Source organism: Hallerella succinigenes (genome assembly GCF_002797675.1).
Lineage (GTDB): Bacteria > Fibrobacterota > Fibrobacteria > Fibrobacterales > Fibrobacteraceae > Hallerella > Hallerella succinigenes.
The window spans coordinates 2,857,479-2,870,151 of the sequence record NZ_PGEX01000001.1 but is presented as its reverse complement, the minus strand read 5'-3'; the positions used below and the strand labels follow the sequence as shown (position 1 = coordinate 2,870,151).

Annotated in this window: 10 protein-coding genes, 1 tRNA gene and 1 other RNA gene; 7 read left to right on the top strand and 5 right to left on the bottom strand. The window is 50.0% G+C overall.

What is annotated here, in order from left to right; genetic code table 11:
* Positions 1–858, bottom strand: a complete 858-nt coding sequence (locus tag BGX16_RS13320) for a hypothetical protein (protein WP_100426488.1) — start codon at positions 856–858, stop codon at positions 1–3.
* 46 nt (positions 859–904) lie between these two features.
* On the opposite strand from BGX16_RS13320, the gene ligA reads away from it, so the two are divergent.
* The 5 genes from ligA (at position 905) to trpF (ending at position 6,668) form a co-directional block, all read left to right on the top strand.
* A complete protein-coding gene (gene ligA / locus BGX16_RS13315; protein ID WP_100426867.1) occupies positions 905–2,902 on the top strand; it encodes an NAD-dependent DNA ligase LigA in 1,998 nt (665 codons plus the stop codon).
* Positions 2,899–4,596: a M3 family oligoendopeptidase gene (locus BGX16_RS13310; RefSeq protein WP_100426487.1), complete on the top strand. Its 1,698-nt coding sequence runs from the start codon at positions 2,899–2,901 to the stop codon at positions 4,594–4,596. The genes ligA and BGX16_RS13310 overlap by 4 nt, the downstream gene beginning before the upstream one ends.
* Before the next feature lie 97 nt (positions 4,597–4,693).
* Positions 4,694–4,778, top strand: a tRNA-Ser gene (locus BGX16_RS13305).
* A gap of 23 nt (positions 4,779–4,801) precedes the next feature.
* Positions 4,802–5,125, top strand: coding sequence for a hypothetical protein (locus BGX16_RS13300; protein WP_100426486.1), 324 nt, complete (start codon positions 4,802–4,804; stop codon positions 5,123–5,125).
* Positions 5,126–5,192: 67 nt separating this feature from the next.
* Positions 5,193–6,668, top strand: coding sequence for a bifunctional indole-3-glycerol phosphate synthase/phosphoribosylanthranilate isomerase (gene trpF, locus BGX16_RS13295; protein WP_100426485.1), 1,476 nt, complete (start codon positions 5,193–5,195; stop codon positions 6,666–6,668).
* A 59-nt stretch (positions 6,669–6,727) separates the two neighbouring features.
* Here the strand turns inward: trpF and ssrA are convergent.
* From ssrA to BGX16_RS13280, 3 genes are all read right to left on the bottom strand, one after another.
* Positions 6,728–7,084: a transfer-messenger RNA gene (ssrA, locus tag BGX16_RS13290) on the bottom strand.
* Positions 7,085–7,174: 90 nt separating this feature from the next.
* Positions 7,175–9,448, bottom strand: coding sequence for a DUF6055 domain-containing protein (locus BGX16_RS13285; protein ID WP_157798060.1), 2,274 nt, complete (start codon positions 9,446–9,448; stop codon positions 7,175–7,177).
* 152 nt (positions 9,449–9,600) lie between these two features.
* The gene (locus BGX16_RS13280; RefSeq protein WP_100426483.1) at positions 9,601–9,891 is read right to left on the bottom strand and encodes a hypothetical protein; all 291 of its coding nucleotides are present in this window, start codon (positions 9,889–9,891) and stop codon (positions 9,601–9,603) included.
* A gap of 131 nt (positions 9,892–10,022) precedes the next feature.
* Here BGX16_RS13280 and BGX16_RS13275 point away from each other — a divergent pair, with 131 nt between their 5' ends.
* Together BGX16_RS13275 and BGX16_RS13270 are read left to right on the top strand one after the other, a co-directional pair.
* Positions 10,023–11,516 carry an ABC transporter substrate-binding protein/permease gene (locus BGX16_RS13275; RefSeq protein WP_100426482.1) on the top strand — a complete coding sequence of 498 codons (1,494 nt, stop codon included), beginning with the start codon at positions 10,023–10,025 and terminating at the stop codon, positions 11,514–11,516.
* Complete coding sequence (locus tag BGX16_RS13270) at positions 11,506–12,252, top strand: amino acid ABC transporter ATP-binding protein (RefSeq protein WP_100426481.1); 747 nt, start codon at positions 11,506–11,508, stop codon at positions 12,250–12,252. Before BGX16_RS13275 ends, BGX16_RS13270 begins: the two co-directional genes overlap by 11 nt.
* Here BGX16_RS13270 and BGX16_RS15055 read toward each other — a convergent pair.
* Positions 12,222–12,665 (bottom strand): acetolactate decarboxylase, encoded by a 444-nt coding sequence (locus BGX16_RS15055; protein ID WP_100426480.1) that lies wholly within the window; start codon positions 12,663–12,665, stop codon positions 12,222–12,224. The two genes, BGX16_RS13270 and BGX16_RS15055, sit on opposite strands and share 31 nt — an antisense overlap.
* Positions 12,666–12,673: the final 8 nt, after the last annotated feature.

The following is a 12,673-nucleotide window of genomic DNA, read 5'->3' as shown; positions in this document are numbered from 1 at the left end:
TTAACGCCGGCGAATGGTAAGAATAAAGGAGCCATGGGCGTTCGAGAGCATTTCAACCGTATCGCCGTCCGCGAGTTTATCAAAGAAGATTCGGACAAATTTTCCCTGATCCGGCGAAGCGAGAATCGAAGCGATTTCCCTGTCCGAAATTTGAGACTGTTCCGTCCAATCCGAGTTGTACCAATGCCAAATCTGCCAGTTGAAAAGTCCACGAGTGCTCGCGATAAACGCTTGAATCATCAGGGAATATTCGTAGGCGTAAAAAGCGCGGCGACTCTGGATTTCCGCCTGCTTCTGATGTTCCGGAAGACTTGTAAAATTATAGACCGTCGACAGCGCCTGGTTGTCGGGTTTCAAGTACGAAAATTGAATTTCGTTGTCGCGGACGGTCACCTGTAAATTCGTATCGTCCAGGTGGACGAAATGCCCGCGGATCGTTTCGCGGTAATCGCGGAATACCTTCTTCGGGTCAAGCGGTTCGGAGATTTCGAGCGGAACCTTTTTCGTGGTGAACTTTGCCACGTCGTAGAACGTCAGAGATTCGCCTTCGCTTTTTTTGCGGAGCACAGCGAATTTGGAATTGCCCGGAACGTTCAGGTACCAGCCGTGTTCCACATCGGCACGGATATTTCCCTTCTTGTCGGCCACCAAGGCCTGAATTTCGGGGTCGAGAATTCCGTCCGTATCCCATTCCATCCAGGTCGCGCCTTTTCCAATGGAGTCGAGTTTTCCAAACAGCGCCTCCGACGAAAAAGCTTTCGAAGAGGCAAATTCCACCGGTTTAGCTGCCCAAGCAGGAACGAGAACGGCAACAGCCAAAATCCTAAAAGAAAGCAAAATGTTTTTACGGAAATTCATCTTGCATAAAATAGAAAAGGAAATCTCGAAATGTTATTTTTTGAGCATGGCACAAGAAAATTCCGCAGATTTTTCCCGGTATCGTGAACTTCAAAAACAATTAAAAGAAGCGAGCGACGCCTATTACAAAAACGGTTACTCCCCGATGAGCGACCAGGACTTCGACTTGGGCATCAAAGAGCTCGAAGCTTTGGAAATTGCCCACCCGGAATGGAAAAATCCGGATTCGCTCACAAGCAAAGTCGGCAGCGACCTTCTAAACGACTTCGCCAAAGTCACCCATGCAATTCCCATGCTCTCGATTTCGAACGCCTACAGCAAGGAAGAAGTCGCAGACTTCGTCCGCCAGGCGATGGACCGTGTTCCGAGCGCAAAGGAATGGGTGTGTGAACGAAAAATCGATGGCATCAGCATGGCACTGACCTATCGAAACGGCATTCTTGTCCGCGCAGCGACCCGTGGAAACGGTGCTATCGGCGATGACGTGACCGCAAACGTCAAAACCATTGAAGATGTACCGCATAAGCTCTTAGGCGCGCCCGATGGAGACTTGGAAGTCCGCGGCGAAGTCTACATGGAATTCAAGACTTTCGAATTTTTGAACGACGAACTCGAATCCCGCGGTCAGAAAGGCTTCCAAAACCCGCGCAACACCGCATCAGGAACCCTCAAGCTCAAAGACCCCAAGGAATGCGCCAAGCGCAAGCTCCGCTTTATCGCTTACCACATTCCCGAAAGCGTCGGCAACAAAAAGCACTCCGACAATTTAAAGCTTCTCGAATACTACGGCTTCCACACGAACGATTTTTGGATCGCTCACAGCGTCGAAGAAATCATGCAGATTTCAGACCAGATTCTCGCCGGCAGAGATTCTCTCGCCTACCCGATCGACGGCATGGTCATTAAACTGAACGACCTCGATCTGCAGCAGGAACTCGGTTCCACCGCCAAAAGTCCGCGTTGGGCGCTCGCTTACAAATTCAAAGCGGAACGCGCTTACACGCCTGTCCGTTCAATTGATTTCCAGGTCGGTCGCACGGGACGCATCACGCCGGTCGCAAACTTTGACCCGGTTTGGCTCGCCGGTACAACGGTCAAACGTGCGACTCTCCACAACTTTGATGAAGTCGAACGTTTGGGCATCCGTGTCGGCGATACCGTCGGCGTTGAAAAGGGCGGCGATATCATTCCGAAAATCATTGAAGTGGATCTTTCCAAACGCCCTGAAGGCACTAGTCCGATCGAGCCGCCCGAGTGCTGCCCGGTCTGCGGAATGCCCATTGCAAAGAAAGAAGGCCTTGTAGATTTGCACTGTGAAAATCTGCACTGTCCCGCGACTAAACAATGTCTTTTTGAACACTTCGTTTCCCGCGAAGCGATGAATATCGAAAATCTCGGACCAGCCCTCATCGCAGAACTCATCGAAGCGAAAAAGATTTCCCAGATTTCCGATCTTTACAGACTTCAAAAAGAGGACCTTGTCAGCCTTGAACGCGTCGGTGAAAAGAGCGCACAGAATGTAATCGACGCTATCCAAAAGAGCAAATCCCTAAGCCTTGAAAACTTCCTCTTTGGCATCGGAATCCGCTTTGTAGGTCGCACCAAGGCTCGCATTTTCGCCCGCCGCTTCCGCACCCTCGAAAAGCTCGAAGCAGCAACCCTCGAAGAGCTCACCGACATTCCGGACATCGGCGCCCGCATCGCTCAAAGCGTTTATGACTTTTTCCGCGACCCGAATTTTAAAGCGGAAATCGACGCCCTTGTCTCCCTTGGACTTCCCACAGAATTCAAAGGCGAAGTCAAGGACCATTTCGCCGGTCAAACCGCCGTTCTCACGGGAACGCTTCCAACTCTCGACCGGAGCACCGCCCGCAAAATGATCGAAGACAATGGCGGAAAGGTCTCCGGCTCGGTCAGCAAAAAAACAACCTGGGTGCTCGCCGGCGAAGAAGCGGGCTCCAAGCTCACCAAAGCGCAGGAACTCGGCATCCCTATCCACGACGAAGCCTGGCTCTTACAAGAATTATCTAATTTGGAAGCATGATGAAAAGATCCTTTGTTCCTGCTGATTTTAAGGCAGATAATACCAAGCAAGTTACCGAATATTACGAAAAGCTTCTGATCGAAAAGATCCCGGAAAATGCAGAAGCGCTTCGCGCCTGGCTTCTCAAGTGGAACGAACTCACCACGGTTCTTTCCGAAGTCAGCTGCCGTCGCTATGTGGACATGACGTCCCATACGCAAGACGAAGCCATCGCCAAAGCCTACATGGACTTTGTCGAAAACATCGACCCGATCTGTGAAGATTACAACAACAAACTCGAACACAAACTGATCGAACATCCAAGCGTCCCAGAACTCGAACACGAATTCGGCGTGTACCTGCGTGATGTGCGCACGAGCCTCGAACTTTTCCGCAAAGAGAACATTCCTCTTTCGACAAAAGAAACGACCGCGATCCAGGACTACCAAAAGATCACGAGCACGATGAGCGTCGAACACAACGGTGAAACCAAAACGCTCCAGCAGATGGCAACGTTCCTCACTTCCACGGACCGCGTTGTCCGTGAAGACGCATGGAAAAAAATCGCCCGCCGTCGTCTCCAAGACAAGGAACGCTTGGATGAAGCCTTCGACAAGCTCTTCAAGCTCCGCATCCAAATTGCCAAGAACTCGGGATACGAAGATTACCTCGATTACATTTTCAAGGCAAAGTCCCGCTTCGACTATTCTCCGGCAGACTGCAGCACCTTCCACGAAAGCATCGAAAAGATCATCCTTCCGTACCTCAAGGACATTTACAAGTCCAAGGCTCAAAAGATGAATCTTCAAAAGCTTCGTCCATGGGATACCAAGGTCGACGCGCTTTCTCGCCCGCCGCTCAAACCTTTCAAGACAGGTGCCGAACTCATCGAAAAAGTCGGTCAGATTTTTGACAAACTTTCCCCGAAAACTTCCGCCTGGTTCCGCACCATGCAACGCGAACACCTGATCGATCCGGACTGCCGTATGGGCAAGGCTCCGGGCGGATACCAGATCGGCTTTGAAGAAAGCGAACGTCCGTTCATCTTTATGAATGCGGCCGGAACGGATGGAGATATTTACACACTGCTCCACGAAAGTGGTCACTCATTCCAACAGTTTGGCGTTTCGAGCCTTCCGCTTACCGCTTACCACAATGTGCCTTCGGAATTCGCCGAAGTCTCAAGCATGAGCATGGAACTCATCGGTTCCACAGATCTTTCTCCGTTCTATCCGAACCCCGAAGACGCAAACCGCAGCCGTGCCGATGAACTCGAAGAAATCATCTGGCTCTTCCCGTGGGTCGCTTCGATCGATTCCTTCCAGCATTTGATGTATTCCCACCCGAACCACACCGCCGCAGACCGAAAGGAAATGTGGCTCTCGGTGATGGACCGTTACGAAGCAGGAGTGGATTACACAGGTCTCGACGACGAACGCGCCTATCTGTGGCAAAAGCAGTTGCACATCTTCGAAGTCCCGTTCTACTATATCGAATACGGAATAGCCCAGCTCGGTGCCCTACAGGTCTGGGAAAACTTCAAGAAGAACCCGCAGAAGGGTCTTGAAGACCTTTTTGCGGCTGAAGCTCTCGGTGCAAGCCGTCCGCTCCCGGAACTTTTTGCAAAGGCGAATATCCGTTTTGACTTCTCTGCAGCAACGATTGAACCGCTGATTCGCGATCTTTCCGACGAACTACACCGTTTGGAACACTGATTTCACTTTTTTTTGGATTTTTCAAAAAAAATTCACTTTTTTGGGCATTTCGTCTTGACGAAGCGCCCATTTTAGTTATATTTGACACGCATCCTTTGGAGGGATGGCCGAGTGGTTGAAGGCGCACGCTTGGAAAGCGTGTTTACTTAATTGTAACGAGGGTTCGAATCCCTCTCCCTCTTCTAAAAACCTAACAAGGTGGCTTATGTCTAATCATCGTGTTTACCTTGACGATATCTACGCTAGCGAAGCTTGCAAAGGCTCCACGTTTCGTGCTGTTGTCATGATGGCTCATGAAGCACGCTTCATCAACGAACAGGCCAGATCTGGCTATTTGACGCTTGAAATGAAGCCGACGACGATTGCAATGGACAAATTCAAGGACAACAAGCTTACGATCCTTTCCAAGGAAGAAGCTGAAGCCCGCGAAAATGCTAAGGTTGCCGAAATTCAGCAGGCAAATGCAAAAGCTCCGGCTCAAGACAGCGCAAGCACTCTTGATGCAGCAAACGACGCTTTCGGCATCTAATCCTGAAAAATTCAGTTTATCAAAAAAGGCGACTCTTTCGAGTTGCCTTTTTGTTTGAGAGGTTCTTATGAGTCGAGACATTCTAGCAGAAATCGTAGCCAAGCGCAAAGCGGATATCGAACGTCTGGGAATCTGTTTTGGATTCGAACGTCCCAAACGCACTCGCCCACTGCACCCGTTTATCGCAAAGCCGGGAACCATTCTTGAAGTCAAGCGTTCCTCTCCGTCCAAAGGAAACATTGCCATGGGACTCGACCCGGTCGAAACCGCTCGCAAGTATGCCGAAGCCGGTACCAGCGCGATTTCCGTTCTCACAGAAGGCAATTACTTTAACGGATCCCTCGCCGATATTTTGAAAGTCGCCGCTGCGGCTCCGAACTGTGCCATTCTGCGCAAGGATTTTCTCCTTTCCCCAGAAGAAATCGACGTCGCCTACGACTTTGGTGCTGATGCAGTCCTTTTGATCGCCCGCATTCTCGACGATTCTACCTTGTGCGCCATGGCGAACCGCGCACGAGAACTCGGCATGACTCCATTTGTCGAAGTCCGCACCGAAGACGATCTTCGCAAGTTAAAGCTTGTACAAAAAGACGGTGAATGCGTCGCCGGCGTGAACGCCCGCGACCTGCGCAACTTCCACATCGATCCGCTGATCCCAGCCGCATTCCGCAAAGAACTCGGACCTCGCGCCGTTTTCGAAAGCGGCGTCAAGGAACCCAGCGATGCCGCTTTCGCCCGCCGTCTGGGCTTTGAAGGCATTCTCATCGGAGAAGCAGCGGCAAAGTCGCCAGACTCCGCCAAGAATCTCGTCAGCGCCTTCCTCGGCGCAGAACCAAACGGCTACGGAAAATTTTGGAAAGCATACGCCGAAAAGCGTGAAGAAATCCGCAAGAACTTCCCCGGCAAGCCTCTCGCTAAAATCTGCGGCATTACGAACGTCGAAGACGCGCTTCTCGCAGCGGAACTCGGAGCAAACATGCTCGGCTTTATGTTCTACAGCAAAAGCCCGCGCAACACAAACGAAGCCGACACGCGAAAGATCGTCCAGAGCTTGAAAGAAAAATTCAAAGGGCAGGCGCCTCTCTGCGTGGGCGTCGTTGCAGACCACGGCACCGCCGAAGAAAAGACCGCGATTGCACTTGCATCCGAAGGCGTTTTGGACGCGGTCCAGTTCCACGGCGTAGCGATTCCTGCAGAAGCAGAAAGTGCAAACATCGGCTACTACTCCACAGTCCGTCTGCAGTCCATGTCCGAAGTCGAAGCTCTGATTGCAGCTTCCAAGCACAGCCTTCCGCGTACTCTGATCGACGCTTACGTGCCCGATGTTGTCGGCGGAACGGGAAAACGCATCGATGACGCTCTTGTGGACGCCGTGCGTGCCCAGGAAGCTCTCTGGATGGCCGGAGGCATTTCCCCGGAAAACATCGCAGAAATCGTTAAGCGCTTTGAACCGGAACTCGTCGATCTTTCGACATCCCTCGAAGCTACCCACGGAAAGAAGGATGCAGACAAGCTCCGCGCCTTCTTTAAGGCAATCCGTTAAAGATTATACAGAATCTTTAAAATGCAAAAGCGGTCGCTCCTAGAGCGACCGCTTTTCGAAGATGGAGGTGAGGAGAGTCGAACTCCTGTCCAAAACCACGTCCCCGTTCATTCCTACGTGCGTTCCCTTCGTATTTAAGGTCTCACCGGTCTCTACGCCCAAGAAGGTCGGCGCAGGTTCCAGCCAGCTCTGTAAATTTTGGAAGTCGCCCCAGAGCATGACGCCATCCTATCCCACATTGCGACTGGAGGTCTGAATCCCGTGGGAGGGGCTCCAGTTCCAGCGTTGCTATAAATTAAGCAGCGAGTGCGTAATCTTCGTTAGCACTTATTGTTTTCCGGCTTTTTTACGAGGCCAGCCAGACCCTCGGCACGCAACTCACGCTTCAGCAGCCCTGTCGAAACCAGAGCACCCCCGCAGAATCACATTTCCAATTTACGAAATTTTCGGAAAGGCTTCAAGTCCTCTCCCTTATTCCAACATGGAACTTCAGAAAAATCCCGTTTTTACCTTGTAAAGCGGACATTATGGAGTCCCTCGGACGATTTCACCATCAAGATGTAATTTCCCTTCGCAAAATCTCGAATTTCCACATTCACCGAACGAGAATCCACCTTTTGGCTTTTCAGAACTTTACCGCGAAAATCCGTTACATAAAGCATCTTGGAGCCTGTCGGGAGCTTCACCACTAGAGTTTCTCCGATTTTCACCGCCGAAAGCTTTTCCGCCACAGGGGTCCGATCCTTGACCGAAGTCTTGTCGTCTTCAATTTCATACCAAGCCGCATTTTCAATACTTGCCGTCACTTCGGGAACCGCTTCCGTACGGTTCGCTCCGTAATTGTCCAAGGTCAGCATACCATCATCGACCACGCCATAAAACACGCCTTTCGAAATCGTCGACGTAAAATTATTTTCCAAATCACCACGAAGCTGAGCCGTTCCGTTCACCGTCTTATCGGCAACAGCCCACATCACGCCGTAGATTTCTGCACTCCCTCCAATAGTACTGTTGACGATCATCGACAAGGCGCCGACTTTCGCATTTTCGGATATTTTTCCACTGATAAGCCAAGCGTCATCTTCTAGGATTACATTATCGGAAATCGTTCCTCCGGTAACCAAAGCACGTCCACGAAGGACCGCACTTCCGCTAATCGTTCCACCATTCACCACGGCAAAGTCTTCTATCCGCACATTGCCGCTGATATTTCCGCCGTTTACCACGGCATTCGGGCCCACATAAACCGTCGAAGCCACGCTTGCGCTATTGCTAACCCAGCCACCTCCATTGGAATGTCTGGAATAATTCGCAGTACTACTCGGAACCCAGGCGTTCTCCTGGAATCCTTCCGGTTTACCGTTTTCCACTTCAATCATATAAGGGTATCGATAAATGCTGTAATAGAACTGGTCCCAAAGGATCGTATGCATTTTCGAAGGAGCCGCGGTTACGGAAAGCCAAAGCGCCTTATCAGAATTCTGCACCTCAATCGAAATATTTCCCGCCGTATCGAGCTTCATTTCGCTGTAACGCGGCGATCCGTCCGAGCCTTCGGCAACAAGTCCAAAAGCCCACTGGCTCGCCGCTTCGGGAATCGTATCCGGCGAATAATTGCACCAATGATAAACTTTGTCGTAGTAATCCGTATTATCGCCAAAGCAGGTATAGCCGCTGACCACTTTTTCATGCTGTACAATGCCACGGAATTTTACCGTCACCTTTCCTGTTGAATCCGGATAAATGCGCACCAAATTGTATCCCAAACGCTGCGGAGCCCAATAACTTGGGGAGATATAGCGATTATTTGCCGAATCCAAGCGATTCATCATGGTCACACGGGGATGTCTGCGATAAATGTCCCCCCAACCTGTCGCACGGCGTGTTTCGAATTCATAATCGCCCCAAGTTTTTTGATAAAGAGCCTTCTTTGCCGGCGCATATTCAAGGGTCGCATTTTTCATGGCAAACTTTCCAAACTGTTTGTTTAGAGAATCGAGGCTCCAGCCATACACCATCATCATTGCGGTGAACGGAGTCTGCAACATACGCGCTTCCGTTCCGTCGTCCCCCACCGATTCCATCCAGATCCGATTGAATTCCATGGCGCCAGCATAGCCACCCCCGAATTCTTCCTTCAAATGCTCCATAAATTGCCAGTTGCAGTAGCGGTCTCGGGTAGAACCGTAATACAGGTACGGAAAATTGATCAGAGCCTCGGAACAGTAATGCGCATCTGTCGGGTAAACCTGATGCGCCATCCAGTTTGCATGGGATTCCGCAATCCAGCCCGTGTGGGAATTATTCCCCATCCATCCTGCCACGCCCTGCATGCCATGCGCATATTCATGCGCAAGCCCCCAGGTATCCGATAAGGCGCCGTTTCCAAGCCAAAGCCCCGGGGAGCATTCTCCATTCAGGCAGGCTTCCGAATTCGACCCACCATATAAAGCTCCCATTTTTGAATTTTCAAAAATATAAGCAACGCTCTTGCACTTCAGATTGGCAGAGCTTGGCTGCGGAAGCATCCATTTTAAGGAATCATGGTAAACGGAAAAAATATATTCAAGCGTTTTCAAGGCGGTCTCTGCATCGCTTAATGATACGCTTACATTGTTCGCAGTCCCGTCGTCAAAAGTCGCCTTTTTGCAAATTTCAAAATGATCCGACGAAGCGATCAGCGTATGCCCTTTCGCTTCACAAACCGGACTCCAAGTTTGCGAAAACGCAGAACCGAATCCTAACACGACCATCGCCGTAGAAATCAAGACCTTTTTCACAGCCCATCTCCTTTTTAGAATTAAAATATTCTGAGATGGAAAAAGAAAGCCTTTTTATGGGCAAAAAACGTGTTAAAGTCGTGTTAAAAAGAGAAAAGTTCCAAAAAGCCCAAAGGATTCCCTCTGGACTTTTAGAATACGAATAAGCTTGATTACTTGAAAAAATTCGAAACCGCGTTCGCAGCCTTGGTCAAACCTTTTTCGGTGCCTTCTGCCGCCTTCGTGATTCCCTTTTCGGCTCCGGCAGCCCCTTTTTTGACACCTTTTTCAGCACCGGCGGCACCTTTCTTGACACCTTTTTCAGTTCCGGCAGCACCCTTTTTAATGCCTTTTTCGGTTCCGGCGGCAGCCTTGTCAACGGTTTCGCTTGCCGTTGCCGCATAGCTCACACTTCCCATCGCGAGAAGGACCGAGATACCCAAAAGAATTTTGCGCAATTTCATTTTCGCCTCACAGGATTTTGAATTACACGCTTAGAATAACGCTCATTTCCTTCATAAACCCACTTTTTCAAAAAATCTCTGTTAAATATAAACTAAATTTAAAGCAGAACCCATTAAACAAATCGAAACAGATGATCCGGAACACACTTCTATTCCTTACAAGTTTGTTTATCTCGCTCGCCATCACCGCCTGCGAAAATTCCCAAAACGCCCTCCAGAACCGCGTTTTTTCCATCCAAGACCTAGGCCACAAAAAAGTAGGCGTCCAGATCGGCAACACCGCCGACATCTATGCATCGGACTTCGGAGGAGACACTGCCAAGATCGATGTGGAACGCTATACCAAACTCGCCGATGCGATCCAGGCTCTCCGTCAAGGAAAAATCGATGCCGTTATGAGCGACGACGAACCGGCAAAGGCTTTTGTCAAGCAAAACCCATCGCTTCGCATCCTCGACGAAGTTTTTGTCGAAGAATTCTACGCCGGAGTCATCGCCAAGGAAAATAAAAGCCTTCTCGACAGCGTCAACCTCGCCATCCGAGAGATGAAGGCGAACGGAATTTACGATTCCCTATTCAACCGATACATCAACCGCACAAGCGAATTCCGTTACACGCCAAAAGTCCAGAACGGTCCGAAGCTCGTTCTCGCGACCAACGCGCAATTTCCTCCATACGAATATCACGCAGGCAACCAAATCATCGGTTTAGACATCGACATCTGCTATTATATCGCCGATTTCCTCGGGCGCACCCTTGAAATCCAGGATATTGAATTCGACGCGATCATCAACGCCGTTTCCTCAGGCAAGGCCGACATGGGTTTTGCCGGATTCTCCGTGACCGAAGAACGCAAAAAATCCATCCATTTTACAGACAATTACACGCTTTCCAAAATCGTCGTCATCGTCCGCGGAGAAAAAAACGACGAGCTTGAAGAAAGTTTCTCCGAACACTTTTACAAGAATTTCATCAAGGATGCCCGTTGGAAATTTATCGTCCAAGGCCTCGGAAACACGCTCCTCATTTCCTTCTTCGCAGCCCTTCTTGGCATTGTCATCGGCTTCCTCATCGCCATGTTCCGCGTGAACAACGAATACAACGGACGTTACAAAATTCCTAACGCCATCGGCAAAGTTTATCTCGCCGTCATTCGCGGAACCCCGATGATGGTCCAACTTTTGATCATTTACTATGTCGTATTTTCATCCGTCAACATCAACAAGATTCTTGTCGCCATCATCGCATTCGGCTTGAATTCCGGAGCCTACGTTTCCGAAATTATCCGCAGCGGCATCAAGGGTGTGGATCCTGGGCAAATCGAAGCGGGTCGCAGCCTCGGTCTCCGATTCCGCACAGTCCTCTTCTACATCGTCTATCCGCAAGCCTTTAAAAATTCCATGCCCGCCCTGACAAACGAATTCGTTTCCCTCATCAAGGAAACTTCGATTGTCGGCTACATTGGTCTCACCGACCTAACCCGTGGCGGAGACATTATCCGCAGCATGACATACGAAGCCATGCTCCCGCTTCTTGCCGTCGCCGCAATTTATTTTGTACTCGTTGCGGGCCTTTCTACCGTCGTCTCTAAGCTTGAAAAGAGGATGAAGAAAAATGAACGCTAATAGTGAAATTTTGATTCAGGTCAAGAATCTCTGCAAAGCTTATGGCGAAAAGCAGATTCTCAAGAACGTCTCCTTGGATGTTCACAAAGGCGATGTCATTGCAATCATCGGGCCTTCAGGTTGTGGAAAATCCACTTTTTTACGCCAGCTGAATCTTCTCGAAAATCCGACAAGTGGCGACATTCTCCTTGACGGAGAAAGCATTCTTCAAAAAAAGACTTCTAAGCCGGACATCCGAAAGCGCGTAGGAATGGTCTTCCAACAGTTCAACCTGTTCAAGAACATGACCGCCCTCAAAAACATCCAGTTTGCCCCGGCAAAGCTCGGTCTCCTCTCCAAAGCCGAAGCCGAAACAAAAGCTCGCGAACTTTTAGCGCGCGTAGGACTTTCCGACAGGGCCGATCATTATCCGGCACAACTTTCCGGTGGACAGCAGCAGCGCATCGCAATCGCACGCGCTCTTGCCATGAATCCAGAAGTGCTCCTGTTCGACGAGCCCACAAGCGCGCTCGATCCGGAAATGGTCGGAGAAGTTCTCAAAATCATGAAGGAACTCGCCCTATCCGGCATGACCATGCTCGTCGTAACCCACGAAATGAATTTCGCCAAAGAAGTCGCCAATCGCGTGCTCTTCTTCTCGGATGGAATCATCAAGGAAGACGGTTCTCCGGAAGAAATTTTCGACCACCCCAAGGATGCCCGCCTTCAGGAATTTCTTTCAGCGTTAAAAAAGTAAATTAACCCTTTCCCTGCTCCACCTGCTTGATGTCCTTCTAGGACGCCTTGTTCAGGGAGTAAGTTTCTTTCAAAAGTAAAGGCTTTTTGATTCATCCCGAGCAGCTCTTTCAGTTCCACGTGCTGGGTTCTTAGACCGTTTTCCGAACGGGCATCCACCTTTTCAAAGAAACAGTCGATTCGCACAATGTGCATGCTGTTCAGACCAAAGCCTTTCAACCATCCAACCGATGCAAAAGGCACTCCCGTCGAAACGATCATTTCCCCATCCAGATTTTCAAAAGTACCAAGGCCCGTATCGCCATGCGCCAAAAGGTCCGCAACGGTAACGACCTTTCGGGTATAACCCAGCGGTAATGCGTTCAACGTGGAAATCTGATACACGCATTCTCCCCTAAAGTCTTTGTTTTTCATTCAAATAG

Excerpts from the sequence above, each read along its gene's own strand:
- BGX16_RS13320 (WP_100426488.1), bottom strand. The coding sequence starts at position 858 with ATGAATTTCCGTAAAAACATTTTGCTTTCTTTTAGGATTTTGGCTGTT.
- ligA (WP_100426867.1), top strand. The coding sequence starts at position 905 with ATGGCACAAGAAAATTCCGCAGATTTTTCCCGGTATCGTGAACTTCAA.
- BGX16_RS13310 (WP_100426487.1), top strand. The coding sequence starts at position 2,899 with ATGATGAAAAGATCCTTTGTTCCTGCTGATTTTAAGGCAGATAATACC.
- BGX16_RS13300 (WP_100426486.1), top strand. The coding sequence starts at position 4,802 with ATGTCTAATCATCGTGTTTACCTTGACGATATCTACGCTAGCGAAGCT.
- trpF (WP_100426485.1), top strand. The coding sequence starts at position 5,193 with ATGAGTCGAGACATTCTAGCAGAAATCGTAGCCAAGCGCAAAGCGGAT.
- BGX16_RS13280 (WP_100426483.1), bottom strand. The coding sequence starts at position 9,891 with ATGAAATTGCGCAAAATTCTTTTGGGTATCTCGGTCCTTCTCGCGATG.
- BGX16_RS13275 (WP_100426482.1), top strand. The coding sequence starts at position 10,023 with ATGATCCGGAACACACTTCTATTCCTTACAAGTTTGTTTATCTCGCTC.
- BGX16_RS13270 (WP_100426481.1), top strand. The coding sequence starts at position 11,506 with ATGAACGCTAATAGTGAAATTTTGATTCAGGTCAAGAATCTCTGCAAA.
- BGX16_RS15055 (WP_100426480.1), bottom strand. The coding sequence starts at position 12,665 with ATGAAAAACAAAGACTTTAGGGGAGAATGCGTGTATCAGATTTCCACG.